The organism is Streptomyces sp. NPDC034037 (assembly GCF_055575715.1).
This window is the reverse complement of sequence record NZ_JBVISC010000006.1, coordinates 485,204-500,939: the sequence shown is the minus strand read 5'-3', so window position 1 is coordinate 500,939 and position 15,736 is coordinate 485,204. Positions and strand designations below refer to the sequence as shown.

Below are 15,736 nucleotides of genomic sequence, written 5' to 3'. Positions count from 1 at the left end.
CGAGCCCCGAAGGGGCGAGCGTCAGGGGCGCGGGGAACGGCGCGAGCAACCAGAACGCACCCGCGCGGACTCACGAACCGCAGACGCTCAACGGCGCTTGCGCCGAAACAGCAAGCGAGGCAGCCCCGCGGGAACGGCCCGCCGAGTGGTGACCGCCGTAGGCACCGGCGCCGCCGCCAGCGACCCCGAGGGAAACTCCGTGACCGCCGCACGCGGAGTGAGCCGCACGACCCGGCACTCCGCGGCCCACCGCGCGGGCATCCGCTCGGCGTCCACCGCGTTGAGCCGCTTCCCCTTCAGCTCGGCGACGGCCGCCTCCCACTCCTCGGAGCCGGCCGCCAGCTCCGTGACCCGCGCCGTCCAGGCGACGATCCGCCCGCCCTTGTCCTTGCTGCGCACGGTCACCTCGGCGAGGCCGCCGTCGACGAGCCCGGGCAGCGGCTGCTCGCCGGGTCCGTCGCCGACCAGGTGCGCGGCGCCCTCGTGCCAGACGTGCCACAGCGCCCGCGCGGGGGAGCCCTCGCCCTGGACCCAGATGAGGCCGGACTTCTTGGTGGCCTCCTCCACGAGGGCGCGGCCCAGCGGCATGTCAGCAGTCCCAGTCATGCGGGCAGCCTACCGAGTGGCGCTCACAACCAGCCGTTGCGCTTCAGGGTCCGGTGGATGGCGAAGCAGGCGCCGCCGATGAGGGCGAGCACCATCGGGTAGCCGAACCGCCAGTGCAGCTCGGGCATGTGGTCGAAGTTCATGCCGTAGACCCCGCAGACCGCCGTCGGCACGGCGATGATCGCCGCCCAGGAGGTGATCTTGCGCATGTCCTCGTTCTGGGCGACGGCGGCCTGCGCGAGGTTGGCCTGGAGGATCGAGTTGAGCAGCTCGTCGAAGCCGACGACCTGTTCCTGGACGCGTGTCAGGTGGTCGGCGACGTCACGGAAGTACTTCTGGATGTCGGGGTCCACGAGCCGCATCGGCCGCTCGCTGAGCAGCAGCATCGGGCGAAGGAGCGGCGAGACGGCCCGCTTGAACTCCAGGACCTCGCGCTTGAGCTGGTAGATCCGTCCGGCGTCGACGCCGCGCGCGGACCCCTTGCCCTTGCTCGGCGCGGAGAAGACCTCGCTCTCGACGTCGTCGATGTCGTCCTGCATCGCGTCGGCGACCGCGAGGTAGCCGTCGACCACGTGGTCGGCGATGGTGTGCAGGACCGCGGAGGGGCCCTTGGCGAGCAGCTCGGGGTCCTCCTGGAGGCGGCGGCGCAGGGCGCGCAGCGAGCCGTGCCCGCCGTGCCGGACGGTGATGAAGAAGTCCCGTCCGGTGAAGCACATCACCTCGCCGGTCTCCACGACCTCGCTGGTGGCGGTGAGTTCGGCGTGCTCGACGTAGTGGATGGTCTTGAAGACCGTGAACAGGGTGTCGTCGTAGCGCTCCAGCTTGGGCCGCTGGTGGGCGTGGACGGCGTCCTCGACGGCGAGGGGGTGCAGACCGAACTCGGCCGCGATGCCCGCGAATTCGGCCTCGGTCGGCTCGTGCAGGCCGATCCACGCGAAGCCGCCCTCGCCGCGCACCTTGAGCATCGCCTCGCGCGGGCTGAGGGCGTCGGCGCTCGCCACGCGCCGGCCGTCCTGGTAGACGGCGCAGTCCACGACGGCGGACGCGGCTTCGCGGGTCGCGTCGTAGGTGTCGTACGAGGAGGGGGAGGCGGTCGCGAAAGAGGTGCCGTCCTTGCGGAGCGAGGGGCGGACGGCGGCACGAAGGTCACGGATCATCGACATGGGCAGGCTCCTTCGGGGGAGGCCGCCTACGGCGGGTGGAACTACCCGGAATGGGGACGTCCTGCTGCGGGATGTTTGGCACGTCCACAAAGCGGGGAGCACCGCACCGACGCGGTGGCAGCTTCGCTACTGACACAGATCAGGGAACTCAGACAGATCAGGTGGAAACGAAGTGCTCTTCCGTCGCACACGGCACGGACACCGCTTGAGGTGCGCGCGTGTGTGCTCCTGCAGCTACGGGGCTGCTTGATTCAGCGGGCGGAAGAGCGGGTGGTACTGCACGGTCGACTTCGGTCCATTGCAGCCCCACCTCCTCCGGCCGGTCCCCCGTAAGGGAAGTCCCATGCGCCCCTCGCACCCGTGGCGCGAAGTCAGTGTCTGTGCTCAGGGCTTGAAAGCGACGCTTCTGCGTGCTGCCCTGGGCCGGCGGCCAACACTATCAGCCGACCGCGGTGTCAAGTCCCCGCTTTGCCCATCACTGGCGAGTTCTATGCTCATGTCATGGCTGATGTTCTTGCGCTGGTCGAGGCCCGTCTCCGTACCGGCCTCGGGGAACCGGACGCGCGCGCCGCGGTGACCTTCCTCGGCACCGACCGCGTCGAAGTGCTGCGGTTCACGGACGGCGACGTGGTCCGCTACGCCACGCTCGGCATGTCCGCCCAGCCGATGGCCGATCCGACGGCCGTGCTCGCCGACCCGGTCAAGGGCCCGCGCGCCGAACTGGTGCTCTCCGTACGGGCCGGGCTCGCCGACACGGACAAGGTGCTGCGCCCCCTCGCGGTGCTCGCGGCCTCGCCGCAGGTGGAGGGCCTCGTCGTGGCGCCCGGTGCCTCGCTGGACGTGGGCGACCCGCTGTGGCCGGGCGCGCCCTTCACCTCGGTCCTCGTCGCGGAGTCCGGCGGCCTGGTGGAGGATCTCGACCTGGACGACCCGATGGACCCCGTCCGGTTCCTGCCGCTGCTGCCGATGACGCCGAACGAGGCGGCGTGGAAGCGGGTGCACGGCGCGGCGGCCCTCCAGGAGCGCTGGCTGAGCGGCGGGACGGACCTGCGCGATCCCCTGCGCAAGTCCGTGTCCCTGGACTGAGGTTCCGTACCGGGGAGGCTCAGCCGGCGAAGACGGTGACGCCGTCCTCGGTGGCGTGCTTCGGCTCCAGCTCCTCGGCCTCGCGGGTCAGGGAGGTGCGGCGTACCCGGACCACGGCCGCGCCGAGTACCGCCGTGACGGCGGCGACCACGAACGGCATGTGGATGTCGCTCCACTCCTCGATCTTCGGCGCGAAGAACGGCGCGGCGGCCGCGGCGAACCACCGCACGAAGTTGTAGCCCGCGCTGGCCACCGGCCGCGGCGCGTCGGAGACGCCGAGGGCGAGTTCGGTGTAGACGGTGTTGTTCACGCCGATGAAGGCGCCGGACAGGATCGTGCAGACGACGGCCGCGGTGTGGTTGCCGTAGCCGAGGACCAGGACGTCCGCGGCGAGCAGCACCAGCGAACCGCCGAGCACCCTCAGCGAGCCGAACCGCTCCTGGAGCCGGGGCGCGACGAGCACCGAGAAGACGGCGAGCAGCACGCCCCAGGCGAAGAAGACGGCGCCGGACTTGTACGGGGTCATGTCCAGTACGAACGGCGTGAAGGCCAGCACGGTGAAGAACGTGTAGTTGTAGAAGAACGCGGAGGCCGCCGCCGAGGCGAGACCGCCGTGGCCGAGGGCCCTGAGCGGGTCGAGCAGGGACGTCTTCCGCGCGGGCTTCGGCTGCTCCTTGAGGAACGCCGTGATGCACAGGAACCCGATGGCCATCAGCACCGCGGTGCCGAAGAACGGATAGCGCCAGCTGGCGTCGCCGAGCAGGGCGCCGACCAGTGGCCCGCAGGCCATGCCGAGGCCGAGCGCCGACTCGTACAGCAGGATCGCGGCCGCGCTGCCCCCGGCCGCGGCGCCGACGATGACGGCCAGCGCGGTCGACACGAAGAGGGCGTTGCCGAGCCCCCAGCCCGCGCGGAACCCGACCAGCTCGCCGACCGAGCCCGAGGTGCCGGACAGGCCCGCGAAGACGACGACGAGCGCGAGGCCGAGGAGCAGTGTCTTCTTGCCGCCGACGCGGCTGGAGACGTAGCCGGTCACCAGCATGGCGAGGGCGGTGATCAGGAAGTACGAGGTGAACAGGAGGGAGACCTGGCCGGCGCTCGCGTCCAGGCCCTCTGCGATGGAGGGCAGGATCGGGTCGACGAGGCCGATGCCCATGAAGGCGACGACGGAGGCGCCCGCGGTGGCCCACACCGCCTTCGGCTGCCGCAGGAGGCCGCCGGCCCCGGTGTCGAACGGGTCCGCCTCGGCGGGGCCTCCCGTGCTGCTGCTGTTCATGCGGCCGCTCCTTCACTGCGTCCGGAGAGTTCGTTGACGTATGCACATATTAAGTTAGGGAGGCTAAAGAGTGCAAGCTACATCTACTTTTCCCCGGTGACAGGGCCACCGGACGGGTGATCGTCCTTGACGGGGCGACGAGCGGAGAGGACCGTTGGTCGTTATGAGGGGCGAACCCAGTTGCCCGAAGTGTGGTGGCCGGGTCAGGGCTCCCGGCCTCTTTGCCGACTCCTGGCAGTGCGACGTGGACGGCACCGTGCACCCGCTGCAGCCCGTGATCCCGCCCAGCGTCGAGGCCCTCCAGGTCGTCGTGCACCGCGCGCAGGTCCCGGTGTGGATGCCGTGGCCGCTGCCGGTGGGCTGGCTGTTCACGGGCGTGGCCTGCGCGGGCGACGACCGCAGCGGCGGCCGGGCCACCGCCGTGGCCTGCTCGGGGCCCGCGCCGCTCGGCGGCGTCGGGGAGCTGGTCCTGGTCGCCGAGGAGCTGGGCGTCGGCCTCGGCGCGCGGTACGCCGGCGTCGACGGACCCGACCCCGGCCCGTTCATGAGCGTCGACAAGCCGCCGCACGCCAAGGTGCACGCCGCCGGGCGGCCGACGCCGCTGTGGCATGTGTCGGGGACGCCGGACGACCGCGCCGTGTTCGCGGGAGAGGCGCGGGGCCTGTGGCTGTGGGCGATCGCGTGGCCCGAGCAGTCGGGGCTCCTCATGTACGACGAGCTGGTCCTGACGGACCTGCGGGACGCGGGCGCGGAGGTGGACCTGCTCCCGTGCGGCGCGCTCTCCCCGAGACTGCTCACGCCGTGAGCGGGTGCCGTCCGGATGCGCGGGGAGTGGGCGCGGCGGGGCCGTTCGCCCCGTGAGGAGGCGCTGTCCGGGGCCGTCGCGAGGTGAGCGAGGCCTCTTTCGGGTCGGGAGGGGGAGCGTTCGATTCCCGTTATCCTTGAGCGTCCCCTTCGTCCGCCCCGTCAGAGCCTGGAGTCAGCGCCGTGCGCATCGATCTGCACACTCACTCCACCGCCTCCGACGGCACGGACACCCCGGCCGAGCTGGTGCGCAACGCGTCGGCCGCCGGTCTCGACGTCGTCGCGCTGACCGACCACGACACGACGCGCGGGTACGCGGAGGCGATCGCCGCCCTGCCGCCCGGCCTGACCCTCGTCACCGGCGCCGAACTCTCCTGCCGCCTCGACGGCGTGGGCCTGCACATGCTGGCGTACCTCTTCGACCCCGACGAGCCGGAACTGGCCCGCGAGCGCGAACTGGTGCGCGACGACCGGGTGCCGCGCGCGAAGGCCATGATCGGCAGGCTCCAGCGGCTGGGTGTCGACGTGACCTGGGAACAGGTCGCCCGCATCGCGGGGGACGGCTCGGTCGGCCGCCCGCACATCGCCGAGGCCCTCGTCGAGCTGGGCGTCGTGCCCACCGTCTCCGACGCCTTCACGCCCGAGTGGCTCGCCGACGGCGGCCGCGCGTACGCCCAGAAGCACGAGCTGGACCCCTTCGAGGCGATCCGCCTGGTCAAGGCGGCCGGCGGCGTCACCGTCTTCGCGCACCCCGCCGCCGTCAAGCGCGGCCAGGTGGTGCCCGAGGACGCGATAGCCGCACTCGCCGCGGCGGGCCTGGACGGCGTCGAGGTCGATCACATGGACCACGCCCCCGAGACCCGCACCCGGCTGCGCGCCCTCGCGGCGGACCTCGGCCTGCTGGTCACCGGCTCCAGCGACTACCACGGCAGCCGCAAGACCTGCGTGCTCGGCGAGTTCACCACCGATCCCGAGATCTACGGCGAGATCACCCGCCGCGCCACCGGGGCGTTCCCCGTGCCCGGCGCGGGCGGAAGCCCGGCCGCGTAACGCCCGCGCGTCCGCGCGCCCGGCCCCACGCCCGCCCCCGCCCTCACCCCACCCTCCGCTCCACCGTTCCGCTGTTCCGGGCCGGTGGCCGTCGCGCCCTGCGCCCGGCGACCTCCGGCGCGGCTCCTTCGTACGACTCTCCGCAAGGCCATCACTGTGTTCGACGTCGCCGTCTTCGGCTCCCTCTTCCTCACCCTCTTCGTGATCATGGACCCCCCGGGGATCACCCCGATCTTCCTCGGCCTGACCGCGGGCCGGCCCGCCAAGGTGCAGCAGCGGATGGCCTTCCAGGCCGTCTGCGTCGCCTTCGGCGTCATCGCCGTCTTCGGCGTCGTGGGCCACCAGATCCTCGACTACCTGCACGTCTCCGTCCCCGCGCTGATGATCGCGGGCGGCCTCCTGCTGCTGCTCATCGCGCTCGACCTGCTCACCGGCAAGACGGACGAGCCGAAGCAGACCAAGGACGTCAATGTCGCGCTCGTGCCGCTCGGCATGCCGCTGCTCGCCGGGCCCGGCGCGATCGTCTCGGTGATCCTGGCGGTCCAGGACGCCGACAGCATCGGCACGCAGATCTCCGTCTGGTCGGCGATCGTGGCCATGCACGTGGTGCTGTGGCTGGTGATGCGGTACTCGCTGCTGATCATCCGGGTCATCAAGGACGGCGGCGTGGTGCTCGTGACGCGACTCGCCGGCATGATGCTCTCCGCGATCGCGGTGCAGCAGATCATCAACGGCGTGACGCAGGTGATCAACGGGAGCTGAGGCCCCGGCCCGCCCCGGGCGCGGACACACGAAGGGCCCCCGTACGGCGTGCGTACGGGGGCCCTGCGACGTCTGCGTTACTGCGTTACTGCGTCATGAGGCCGAGGAGTCGGCCGGGCGGATGTAGATCCGCTGGCCGATCGCTGCGGCCTGCTGCACGATCCGGTTGACGGAGGCGGCGTCCACGACGGTACTGTCCACGGCATTGCCGTCGACGTCGTCGAGTCGCATGATTTCGAAGCGCATATGGCTTCTCCCTTCGTCTGGTCATCCTCCTGGAGGAGAACTACTGGGGTCGGTCGGGCCTGCTGCCCGTCCCGTGAAGTGGGGGTCGCGTGGCTACAGTGCCCCGCGTTCCTGATGGGTACAACGAGTTGCCCCCTGCAAACATTCCCTACGCTAAAGAAATTTTTCGAGTCCCTAATTACTCGCTGGTAGCGGCACCGTTTGTGTTCGCTGTGTGACCAGCGGGAGACTGGGTTCCCTATGGACGACGTCGAACACAGAACCGTCGGCACCGCCGACTCCGCCGCTCACATGGCGGAACACATCAGCGCCCAGCTGGAGCGCGCCAACGCGCTGCTCGCCCGCGTGCTCGCCGAGGTGGCGAAGACACCGTCGACGCACGCGATCTTCGTCGACGCCGGGTACCTGTACGCGGCCGCGGGCCGGCTCGTCGCCGGGACCGAGGACCGGCGGTCCTTCGACCTCGACGCCCAGGGCCTCATCGACGCGCTCATCGACAAGGCCCGCACGATCTTCGCGGACAGCCGCCTGCTGCGCGTCTACTGGTACGACGGGGCCAGGCGCCGCATCCACACCGCCGAGCAGCAGTCGATCGCCGAGCTGCCCGACGTCAAGGTCCGGCTCGGCAACCTCAACGCCAACAACCAGCAGAAGGGCGTCGACTCCCTCATCCGCAGCGACCTGGAGTCACTGGCCCGACACCGCGCCATCAGCGACGCGGCGCTCATCGGCGGCGACGAGGACCTCGTGTCGGCGGTCGAGGCGGCGCAGGGGTACGGGGCGCGGGTGCACCTGTGGGGCATCGAGGCGCCCGACGGGCGCAACCAGGCGGAGCCGCTGCTGTGGGAGGTCGACAGCCAGCGGACGTTCGACCTGGACTTCTTCAAGCCGTACGTGTCGCGGCGCGCCGTCCTGGCGTACGAGTCGGGGGCCTCCCCGCAGCGGCCTTCCCGTGAGGACGTCCGCTTCGTCGGCGCGCAGATCGCCGCGAAGTGGCTGGCGGCCCGGGGGCGTGAGGCGCTCGTCGGGCTGCTGCCCGGCCATCCGTACCTGCCCGGCTCGGTGGACCAGGAGCTGCTGGTGGAGGCGGAGCGGCTCCTGGAGTACTCGCTGCGGGGGCAGTCCGAGCTGCGCAGGGCCCTGCGGGACGGGTTCTGGGAGCACTTGCGTACGCAGTACTGAGGCCCGGCCCCCGGGGCGGTGCGGGCCGGGCCCGGGTCAGCCGTCCCGGCGGGGGGTGAGGCCGTCCCAGAAGGCGATCAGGGCCGCGGCCGTTTCCTCGGGGCGGTCCGTGTTGGGGGAGTGCTCGGCGCCGTGGATCACCGTGCGGTGGGCGTCCAGGCGGCGGGCCATGTCGTCCAGGAGCGGCACGGGCCAGGTGTCGTCGCGCTCGCCCGAGATCACGTGCTTGGGCAGCGGGACGGCGGCCAGCTCGGCCACCCGGTCCGGCTCCGTGGAGAGCTGCCTGCCGGTGGCGATGAGCTGGGCGGGATTGTGGCGCAGCCAGCGGGCACGCAGGGCCTCGCTGTCGTCCCCGCCGTCCGTTCTGGCGCCGCCGGTGTCCGCGTCCTGCGGGGGCGGCGGCTCCATGGCCCGCATCGCCTCCCACACCACCTCCATCGACAGGGCTGTGAGGGCGTCCGCCAGCATCTTGGCGCGGGTCTGCTGGGCCGGGACGATCGCGGCGGGCCCGGAGGACATGAGGGTGAGGGAGGCGAAGGCGCCGGGCGCCAGGAGGGCGGCGGCGCGGGCGATCTGGCCGCCGAGGGAGTGACCGAGGAGGTGGGGCTTCGCCTCCGCCGCCTGTGACGGGGCCGCCGTCTCCGGCAGGGCCGTCGCTTGCGCCAGGGCCGCCGCTTGCGCCAGGACGTCCTGGGCCAACTCCGCCTGCGCGTACGCCGATTCGTCGTCGGGGCCGGGCGTCTCGTACTGGCCGCGGCCGTCCACGGCGACGGCGCGGTAGCCGGCGGCGGCCAGAGGTGCCAGGAGGGCGATGAAGTCCTCCTTGCTGCCGGTGAAGCCGGGGAGCAGGAGAGCGGTGCCGCTGACCTCGGTGCCGGCGGGCGGGAGGGCGTCCAGGACGGCGAAGTCGCCGCGGGCGGTGTGGAGGGTGCGGCGGGTCGCGCAAGGGGGCGGCGTGAAGGTGGGTGGCCTGCTCATGGGGTTGAGGCTAACGGGTTCTGGCCCCTGGGCCTTGGGCGGACTTGGGGGGCCGGGGTCTTTGCGGCCGGGCCGCGCCGTTTCGTGAGGGGTGCCTCGCCGCTTCGCGGCGGATTTCCCACCCACCCACCCGTTGCCCCGGGTTGGGTTGTGGACGTGGTGCTTCGCCGCTTCGCGGCGGGGTTCCCACCCGCCCGCCCGTTGCTCTGGGTCGAGTCGCAGGCGTAGTGCTTCGCCGCTTCGCGGCGGGGTTCCCCCCCACCCGCCCGTTGCTCTGGGTCGAGTCGCAGGCGTAGTGCTTCGCCGCTTCGCGGCGGGGTTTCCGCCCGCCTGCCCGTTGCTCTGGGTTGGGTTGTGGGTGTGGTGCTTTGCCGCTTCGCGGTGGGGTTTCCGCCCGCCTGCCCGTTGCTCCGGGTTGGGTTGTGGGTGTGGTGCTTTGCCGCTTCGCGGTGGGGTTTCCGCCCGCCTGCCCGTTGCTCCGGGTTGGGTTGTGGGTGTGGTGCTTCGCTGCTTCGCGGCGGGGTTTCCGCCCGCCTGCCCGTTGCTCCGGGTTGGGTTGTGGGTGTGGTGCTTCGCTGCTTCGCGGCGGGGTTTCCGCCCGCCGGCCCGTTGCTCTGCGTCGGGTGGCTGGTGGGGGCGGCCTCGGAACTTTTCCGGGATGGGCGAAGGCCCGCCCCTGGTGGGGGCGGGCCTTCGTATGCCGGGGAGGGTGGGCGTCAGCTGTCCGCCGTCTCCGCCTTCTTGCGCGTGCGTCGACGCGGCGCCGGGGCCTCCGCCTCGGGCGCGTCCGTCGCGGGTGCGGCGGCCGTCGCCTTGCGCGTACGGCGACGCGGCTTCGGCTCCTCCGTCGACTGAGCGGGGATCTCCGCCACGGCGGCCGTCTCCGTGACGGTTTCCGCGGTCTTGCGGGTGCGGCGCTTCGGCTTGTCCGCCGCCGGGGCTTCCGCCTCGGGTGCGTCCACGGCCGGGGTGGCGGCCGTTGCCTTGCGGGTGCGCCGCTCGGGCTTCTCCTCCGCCGGGGTCTCCGCTGCGGGGGCCTCGGCGGTTGGGGTGGTGGCCTTGCGCGTGCGGCGCTTCGGCTTCTCCTCCACCGGGGTCTCCGCTGCCGTGGCCTCCGTCTCCGTGACGGCTTCCGCCGTCTTGCGGGTGCGGCGCTTGGGCTTCTCCTCCGCCGGAGTCTCGGCTACGGGAGCCTCGGCAGTGGAGGTGGTGGCCTTGCGGGTGCGGCGCTTCGGCTTCTCCTCCACCGGGGTCTCCGCTGCCGGGGCCTCCGCCTCCGTGACGGCTTCCGCCGTCTTGCGGGTGCGGCGCTTCGGCTTCTCCTCCACCGGGGTCTCCGCTGCGGGGGCCTCGGCGGTCGGGGTGGTGGCCTTGCGGGTGCGGCGCTTCGGCTTTTCCTCGGCCTCGGCCGGTGCGGCCGTGGCTTCTGCCTCCGTGACGGCTTCCGCCGTCTTGCGGGTGCGGCGCTTGGGCTTCTCCTCCGCCGGGGCCTCGGCTACAGGGGCCTCGGCGGTGGTGGCCTTGCGGGTGCGGCGCTTCGGCTTCTCCTCCGCCGGGGTCTCCGCCACGGGGGCCTCGGCCTCGGCGGTCGCCTTGCGCGTACGGCGCTTCGGCTTCTCCGCCGCGGGGGCCTCCGCCACCGCCGCTTCCGCGACCGGAACCTCCGTCACCGGCTCCGCGGCCTTCCGCGTGCGGCGGCGCGGCTTCGTCGCCGGGGCCGGGGTCTGCGCGGGCTCCGCCTCGGGGGCGGTGACCGGAGCCTCCGGGGTGACGGCTGCCGTCACGACCTCGGCCGCGGCCGGGGTCTCCGACGCGCCGCCACGCGTGCGCCGGCGACGACGCGGGGTGCGCGACTCCGTCGGCTCGCTGACGGCCTCGACGGGCGAGGCGACCGGCGCTGCCGTGGGCGCAGTGGACGCCGTGGGCGTGGCCTGGGCCGCGTCCAGCGGGCTGCCGGCCCGCGTGCGACGACGACGCCGCGGCGTACGCGCGGGACGCTCCCGCTCGGTCGAGGCCGAGCCGGGGCCCGAGCCCGAGCCCGAGGCAGAACGGTCACGGTCCCGGTCCTGCGTACGGCCGCCACCCCGCGCGGGACGGCCACCGCGGCCGCGCCCACCGGTCTCGCCGAGGTCCTCGATCTCCTCCGCGCCCAGACCCGCACGGGTCCGCTCGCCGCGCGGCAGTACACCCTTGGTGCCCGCCGGGATCTTCAGCTCCTCGTACAGGTGCGGGGAGCTGGAGTACGTCTCGACCGGGTCGCTGAAGCCCAGCTCCAGCGCCTTGTTGATCAGCTGCCAGCGCGGGATGTCGTCCCAGTCGACCAGCGTGATCGCGATGCCCTTGGCGCCCGCGCGGCCGGTGCGGCCGATGCGGTGCAGGTAGGTCTTCTCGTCCTCGGGGGACTGGTAGTTGATGACGTGCGTGACGCCACCGACGTCGATGCCGCGCGCGGCGACGTCCGTGCAGACGAGCACGTCGACCTTGCCGTTGCGGAACGCCCGCAGCGCCTGCTCGCGCGCGCCCTGGCCGAGGTCGCCGTGCACGGCGCCCGCGGCGAAGCCCCGGCGCTCGAGCTGCTCGGCGATGTCCGCGGCCGTCCGCTTCGTACGGCAGAAGATCATCGCGAGTCCGCGGCCCTCGGCCTGCAGGATGCGCGAGACCATCTCGGGCTTGTCCATGTTGTGCGCGCGGTAGACGAACTGCTCGGTGTTCGCGACCGTCTGGCCCTCGTCGTCCGGCGCGGTGGCGCGGATGTGCGTGGGCTGCGACATGTAGCGGCGGGCCAGGCCGATGACGGCGCCCGGCATGGTCGCCGAGAAAAGCATCGTCTGACGCTTCGGCGGCAGCATGTTGATGATGCGCTCGACGTCGGGCAGGAAGCCCAGGTCGAGCATCTCGTCGGCCTCGTCCAGGACGAGGCACTTGACGTGCTTGAGGTCGAGCTTGCGCTGGCCCGCGAGGTCGAGGAGACGACCGGGGGTGCCGACGACGATGTCGATGCCCTTCTTGAGGGCCTCGACCTGCGGCTCGTAGGCACGGCCGCCGTATATGGCGAGGACGCGGACGTTGCGCGCCTTGCCGGCGGTCAGGAGGTCGTTCGTCACCTGCTGGCACAGCTCGCGGGTGGGGACGACGATGAGGGCCTGCGGCGCCTCGGTCAGCTGCTCGGGCTCGGCGCGGCCCGCCTCGACGTCGGCGGGGACGATCACGCGCTCCAGGAGCGGCAGGCCGAAGCCGAGCGTCTTGCCGGTGCCGGTCTTGGCCTGGCCGATGACGTCCTTGCCCGAAAGGGCGACGGGGAGCGTCATCTCCTGGATGGGGAAGGGGGTGATGATGCCGACGGCTTCAAGGGCTTCGGCTGTCTCGGGAAGAATCCCGAGCTCTCGGAAAGTCGTAGTCAGGGCTATGCCTCTTCTGTGAGACGCGGCGTGAGGCGAACGCTGGGGGTCGTGACCGTGCCACTACCGCCGGCTGCTTGGGGGGCGGGCCGGGGGCGCGGGACCACTGCCTGCGCTCGAGCGCTCTTACCGCTGAGGTTCCCTCCTCGTGCCGTACGCAGCTGCGCGTACCGCCCGGAGGGCTGTCGGGTCGGAGCCGATCGGGCCACCGACCGGGCATCCTCATTCATACCGCCCGTCGAATATTCGGCAGGCGCTTTACCACTGTACCCCGGAATCTCGCATGCGTGTCCGGCGAATTCGTCACATGGTCGTTGTCACACCGACTGACCGGGACCTTACGCCTTACGGCAGGCGGGCTATTGTGCGCTTCATGGAGACGCCTGACACCGCCGCTGAATCCGCCGCCGAAACCCCCGCCGAACCCACCGGGATCGCCGCCCAGGACTGGGCGAAAGCGTCCACCGAGCCGCACTACCGCGCCGCGGTCGTCGATCTGCTCGGCGCGCTCGCCTACGGGGAGCTGGCGGCGTTCGAACGGCTCGCCGAGGACGCGAAGCTGGCGCCGACGCTCGGCGACAAGGCGGAGCTGGCGAAGATGGCGTCGGCGGAATTCCACCATTTCGAGCAGTTGCGGGACCGGCTCTCGGCGATCGGCGCGGAGCCGACCGAGGCCATGCAGCCGTTCGTGGCGGCGCTCGACGGCTTCCACCGGCAGACCGCGCCGTCCGACTGGCTGGAGGGCCTGGTCAAGGCGTACGTGGGCGACTCCATCGCCAGTGACTTCTACCGGGAGGTGGCGGCCCGCCTCGACGGCGACACGCGCCGGCTCGTGCTCGGCGTCCTCGACGACACCGGGCACGCCAGCTTCGCCGTGGAGAAGGTGCGGGCCGCCATCGACGCCGATCCGCGGCTCGGCGGGCGGCTCGCGCTGTGGGCGCGGCGGCTGATGGGCGAGGCCCTCTCGCAGTCCCAGCGGGTCGTCGCGGACCGGGACGCGCTCTCCACCATGCTGGTGGGCGGGGTCGCCGACGGGTTCGACCTCGCGGAGGTCGGCCGGATGTTCTCCCGCATCACCGAGGCGCACACCAAGCGGATGGCCGCGCTGGGCCTGGCCGCCTAGCGCGCGGCCGGCGGGCGCCCCTCCGGGGGGCGCTTCCTACGCCGTCGCCGAGCGGTGCAGGCTGCCCCGGGTGGGGCGGATCAGCAGGGAGAGCAGGGCCACCGAGACGGTCAGCGCTCCCAGCAGGGTCGCGGGCGCGTGGCCGGGACCCAGCGCCATGTGGGTGATGAAGGCGCCGATGAGGGCGCCCACGGGGCCCGTCGACAGGACGAGGCTGCGCGCGGGCAGCCGGTGCGCCAGGCGGTGCGCGGTGGCCCAGGACAGGGCGAAACCCAGCAGAGCGGAGCCGAATGCTTCCAGGATCACGGTGATGCCCTCCCTCGCGGCCGGTGCGAATCGGTCGTAGCCGGTGTACCCAAGGTGGCCGGAACGCAACCCTCCAGCAACAACAGACGAGTGCGGCCCGGTGGTCGACAACCACCGGGCCGCACTCGTCGTACTTGATACGACTGCTGTGACAACTGTCGTACTCGTGCTGCCTGTCCGCGTCTTCCGCGGGCGTCCTCTTACAGGGCGCTGAAGCCCACCTTGCGCGCTGTGGGCTCGCCGAGCTCCACGTACGCGAGGCGGTCGGCCGGAACCAGGACCTTGCGGCCGTGGTCGTCCACGAGGCTCAGCAGCGGCGACTTGCCGGTCAGCGCCTCGGACACCGCGGTCTCGACTTCCTCGGCGCTCTGGCCGCTCTCCAGCACGATCTCGCGGGGCGCGTACTGCACGCCGATCTTGACCTCCACGGCTTTGTCCCTCCGACGCTCAGTCTGTGCGCGGCCGTCCGCGCCGTACCCAGCACACATTAGCCCGGTGAGGCGATGCGGAGGACCGCCGCCATGAACGCCGGTAGCGAACACGGAACGGGAACAAAGCGCGCGCCGTCAGTGGCCCTCGGTGCCGTGCAGCGGGAAGCCCGCGATGCCGCGCCAGGCGAGCGACGTCAGCAGCTCCACCGCCTTGTCGCGCGGGACCGTGCTGCCGCTGGCCAGCCAGTAGCGGGCGACGACCTGCGAATAGCCGCCGAGGCCGACGGCGAGCAGCATCGCCTCGTCCCTCGGCAGGCCGGTGTCCTCGGCGATCACCTCGCAGATCGCCTCCGCGCACTGGAGCGTCACGCGGTCCACGCGCTCGCGGACCGCCGTCTCGTTCGTCAGGTCCGACTCGAAGACCAGACGGAACGCGCCGCCCTCGTTCTCGACGTACGCGAAGTAGGCGTCCATCGTCGCGGCCACGCGCAGCTTGTTGTCCGTGGTGGACGCCAGCGCCGTGCGGACCGACTGGAGCAGTGACTCGCAGTGCTGGTCGAGCAGGGCGAGATAGAGGTCCAGCTTGCCGGGGAAGTGCTGGTAGAGCACCGGCTTGCTGACCCCGGCGCGCTCGGCGATGTCGTCCATCGCCGCCGCGTGGTAACCCTGTGCGACGAAAACTTCCTGGGCCGCGCCGAGAAGTTGGTTCCGTCGGGCACGGCGCGGCAGGCGTGTGCCCCGCGGGCGTGCCGCCTCTGTCTGCTCGATGGCTGTCACGCCGCCTCCCAATCGTCCGATGTGCGGTGTGCGCCCGCGTCGCCATCGTACTTTTCGGTAACAGCGATGTGCGCGGTGCGGACGCAGAATTTCATGGACTGGACAACCGCAGAAGGCCTCCGCCGCGGTGCGTAGCAGGGCAAACACGGCCAGGTCGGCCGGTCAGGGGGTACGGAGGTGTACAGGACCGGGGTGAGCGGGGCGGGGCGGCCGCCGGTGGGCGTGACCCAGCCGGACCGGCGCGGGCCGCCCCGGCCCCCCGGGCGGTCAGCGGTAGTCGTCCTCGTCGAGGTCGACCACGCGGGCCTGCTCGGCCAGGTCCGCCTCGCTCGCGGCGTTCGGGTCGGCGTCCCGCAGCGAGTCGTCCCCGCTGGGAGCGAGGTCGGTGTGCTGCTCGGCGGTGTCCGCCTCCGGTGCCTCCACGCCGGCCTCGGCTCCGGTCGTGCTCTCTTCCGTCTCGAAGGTCTCGGGATCGGTCGGATCGACACTCATGTGTTGCTCTCTTCCCTCGCGGTACTGACGGCCCTTCGTGATGCGAGTGCCCTCAT

The 15,736-nt window shown here is 72.1% G+C and carries 16 protein-coding genes; 6 read left to right on the top strand and 10 right to left on the bottom strand.

The window, feature by feature from the left end; genetic code table 11:
• Nucleotides 1-87 precede the first annotated feature (87 nt).
• Together ACZ516_RS23425 and ACZ516_RS23420 are read right to left on the bottom strand one after the other, a co-directional pair.
• The gene (locus tag ACZ516_RS23425; RefSeq protein ID WP_469011564.1) at nucleotides 88-606 is read right to left on the bottom strand and encodes a hypothetical protein; all 519 of its coding nucleotides are present in this window, start codon (nucleotides 604-606) and stop codon (nucleotides 88-90) included.
• Nucleotides 607-629: 23 nt separating this feature from the next.
• A complete protein-coding gene (locus ACZ516_RS23420; protein ID WP_358585494.1) occupies nucleotides 630-1,769 on the bottom strand; it encodes a magnesium and cobalt transport protein CorA in 1,140 nt (379 codons plus the stop codon).
• Between the two features lie 501 nt (nucleotides 1,770-2,270).
• Here ACZ516_RS23420 and ACZ516_RS23415 point away from each other — a divergent pair.
• Nucleotides 2,271-2,855, top strand: a complete 585-nt coding sequence (locus ACZ516_RS23415; protein ID WP_358585492.1) for a suppressor of fused domain protein — start codon at nucleotides 2,271-2,273, stop codon at nucleotides 2,853-2,855.
• Nucleotides 2,856-2,874: 19 nt separating this feature from the next.
• Here the strand turns inward: ACZ516_RS23415 and ACZ516_RS23410 are convergent, their stop codons facing one another.
• The gene (locus ACZ516_RS23410; RefSeq protein ID WP_469011563.1) at nucleotides 2,875-4,131 is read right to left on the bottom strand and encodes an MFS transporter; all 1,257 of its coding nucleotides are present in this window, start codon (nucleotides 4,129-4,131) and stop codon (nucleotides 2,875-2,877) included.
• A 163-nt stretch (nucleotides 4,132-4,294) separates the two neighbouring features.
• Between ACZ516_RS23410 and ACZ516_RS23405 the strand changes: the two genes are divergently transcribed.
• The 3 genes from ACZ516_RS23405 to ACZ516_RS23395 all read left to right on the top strand — a co-directional run bounded on the left by ACZ516_RS23405 (nucleotide 4,295) and on the right by ACZ516_RS23395 (nucleotide 6,747).
• The gene (locus tag ACZ516_RS23405; RefSeq protein ID WP_358585488.1) at nucleotides 4,295-4,936 is read left to right on the top strand and encodes a DUF6758 family protein; all 642 of its coding nucleotides are present in this window, start codon (nucleotides 4,295-4,297) and stop codon (nucleotides 4,934-4,936) included.
• Nucleotides 4,937-5,118: 182 nt separating this feature from the next.
• Nucleotides 5,119-5,985 carry a PHP domain-containing protein gene (locus tag ACZ516_RS23400; RefSeq protein ID WP_361079595.1) on the top strand — a complete coding sequence of 289 codons (867 nt, stop codon included), beginning with the start codon at nucleotides 5,119-5,121 and terminating at the stop codon, nucleotides 5,983-5,985.
• 156 nt (nucleotides 5,986-6,141) lie between these two features.
• Entirely contained in the window at nucleotides 6,142-6,747 is a 606-nt protein-coding gene (locus ACZ516_RS23395) for a MarC family protein (RefSeq protein ID WP_358696709.1), read from the top strand.
• Between the two features lie 93 nt (nucleotides 6,748-6,840).
• Here the strand turns inward: ACZ516_RS23395 and ACZ516_RS23390 are convergent, their stop codons facing one another.
• Nucleotides 6,841-6,993: a hypothetical protein gene (locus tag ACZ516_RS23390; protein ID WP_164551819.1), complete on the bottom strand. Its 153-nt coding sequence runs from the start codon at nucleotides 6,991-6,993 to the stop codon at nucleotides 6,841-6,843.
• A 291-nt stretch (nucleotides 6,994-7,284) separates the two neighbouring features.
• On the opposite strand from ACZ516_RS23390, the gene ACZ516_RS23385 reads away from it, so the two are divergent.
• Entirely contained in the window at nucleotides 7,285-8,175 is an 891-nt protein-coding gene (locus tag ACZ516_RS23385) for an NYN domain-containing protein (protein WP_469011613.1), read from the top strand.
• Between the two features lie 36 nt (nucleotides 8,176-8,211).
• Here ACZ516_RS23385 and ACZ516_RS23380 read toward each other — a convergent pair whose 3' ends face one another.
• Entirely contained in the window at nucleotides 8,212-9,153 is a 942-nt protein-coding gene (locus ACZ516_RS23380) for an alpha/beta fold hydrolase (RefSeq protein ID WP_361079593.1), read from the bottom strand.
• A 716-nt stretch (nucleotides 9,154-9,869) separates the two neighbouring features.
• On the bottom strand, nucleotides 9,870-12,461 hold the full coding sequence (locus ACZ516_RS23375; protein WP_469011562.1) for a DEAD/DEAH box helicase: 2,592 nt from the start codon (nucleotides 12,459-12,461) through the stop codon (nucleotides 9,870-9,872).
• 463 nt (nucleotides 12,462-12,924) lie between these two features.
• Here ACZ516_RS23375 and ACZ516_RS23370 point away from each other — a divergent pair, with 463 nt between their 5' ends.
• On the top strand, nucleotides 12,925-13,674 hold the full coding sequence (locus tag ACZ516_RS23370) for a ferritin-like fold-containing protein (protein WP_467464543.1): 750 nt from the start codon (nucleotides 12,925-12,927) through the stop codon (nucleotides 13,672-13,674).
• Between the two features lie 36 nt (nucleotides 13,675-13,710).
• On the opposite strand, the gene ACZ516_RS23365 is transcribed toward ACZ516_RS23370, so the two are convergent.
• The 4 genes from ACZ516_RS23365 to ACZ516_RS23350 form a co-directional block, all read right to left on the bottom strand.
• Nucleotides 13,711-13,980 (bottom strand): hypothetical protein, encoded by a 270-nt coding sequence (locus tag ACZ516_RS23365; protein ID WP_358590200.1) that lies wholly within the window; start codon nucleotides 13,978-13,980, stop codon nucleotides 13,711-13,713.
• Between the two features lie 200 nt (nucleotides 13,981-14,180).
• Nucleotides 14,181-14,408, bottom strand: a complete 228-nt coding sequence (locus tag ACZ516_RS23360; protein ID WP_358590202.1) for a DUF3107 domain-containing protein — start codon at nucleotides 14,406-14,408, stop codon at nucleotides 14,181-14,183.
• 138 nt (nucleotides 14,409-14,546) lie between these two features.
• Entirely contained in the window at nucleotides 14,547-15,188 is a 642-nt protein-coding gene (locus ACZ516_RS23355) for a TetR/AcrR family transcriptional regulator (RefSeq protein WP_358590205.1), read from the bottom strand.
• Nucleotides 15,189-15,455: 267 nt separating this feature from the next.
• Complete coding sequence (locus ACZ516_RS23350; RefSeq protein WP_358590207.1) at nucleotides 15,456-15,680, bottom strand: hypothetical protein; 225 nt, start codon at nucleotides 15,678-15,680, stop codon at nucleotides 15,456-15,458.
• Nucleotides 15,681-15,736: the final 56 nt, after the last annotated feature.

Coding starts and splice junctions, on each gene's coding strand:
- ACZ516_RS23385 (WP_469011613.1), top strand. CDS start 7,285: ATGGCGGAACACATCAGCGCCCAGCTGGAGCGCGCCAACGCGCTGCTC.
- ACZ516_RS23370 (WP_467464543.1), top strand. CDS start 12,925: ATGGAGACGCCTGACACCGCCGCTGAATCCGCCGCCGAAACCCCCGCC.
- ACZ516_RS23420 (WP_358585494.1), bottom strand. CDS start 1,769: ATGTCGATGATCCGTGACCTTCGTGCCGCCGTCCGCCCCTCGCTCCGC.
- ACZ516_RS23380 (WP_361079593.1), bottom strand. CDS start 9,153: ATGAGCAGGCCACCCACCTTCACGCCGCCCCCTTGCGCGACCCGCCGC.
- ACZ516_RS23375 (WP_469011562.1), bottom strand. CDS start 12,461: ATGACGCTCCCCGTCGCCCTTTCGGGCAAGGACGTCATCGGCCAGGCC.
- ACZ516_RS23405 (WP_358585488.1), top strand. CDS start 4,295: ATGAGGGGCGAACCCAGTTGCCCGAAGTGTGGTGGCCGGGTCAGGGCT.
- ACZ516_RS23425 (WP_469011564.1), bottom strand. CDS start 606: ATGACTGGGACTGCTGACATGCCGCTGGGCCGCGCCCTCGTGGAGGAG.
- ACZ516_RS23390 (WP_164551819.1), bottom strand. CDS start 6,993: ATGCGCTTCGAAATCATGCGACTCGACGACGTCGACGGCAATGCCGTG.
- ACZ516_RS23415 (WP_358585492.1), top strand. CDS start 2,271: ATGGCTGATGTTCTTGCGCTGGTCGAGGCCCGTCTCCGTACCGGCCTC.
- ACZ516_RS23350 (WP_358590207.1), bottom strand. CDS start 15,680: ATGAGTGTCGATCCGACCGATCCCGAGACCTTCGAGACGGAAGAGAGC.
- ACZ516_RS23410 (WP_469011563.1), bottom strand. CDS start 4,131: ATGAACAGCAGCAGCACGGGAGGCCCCGCCGAGGCGGACCCGTTCGAC.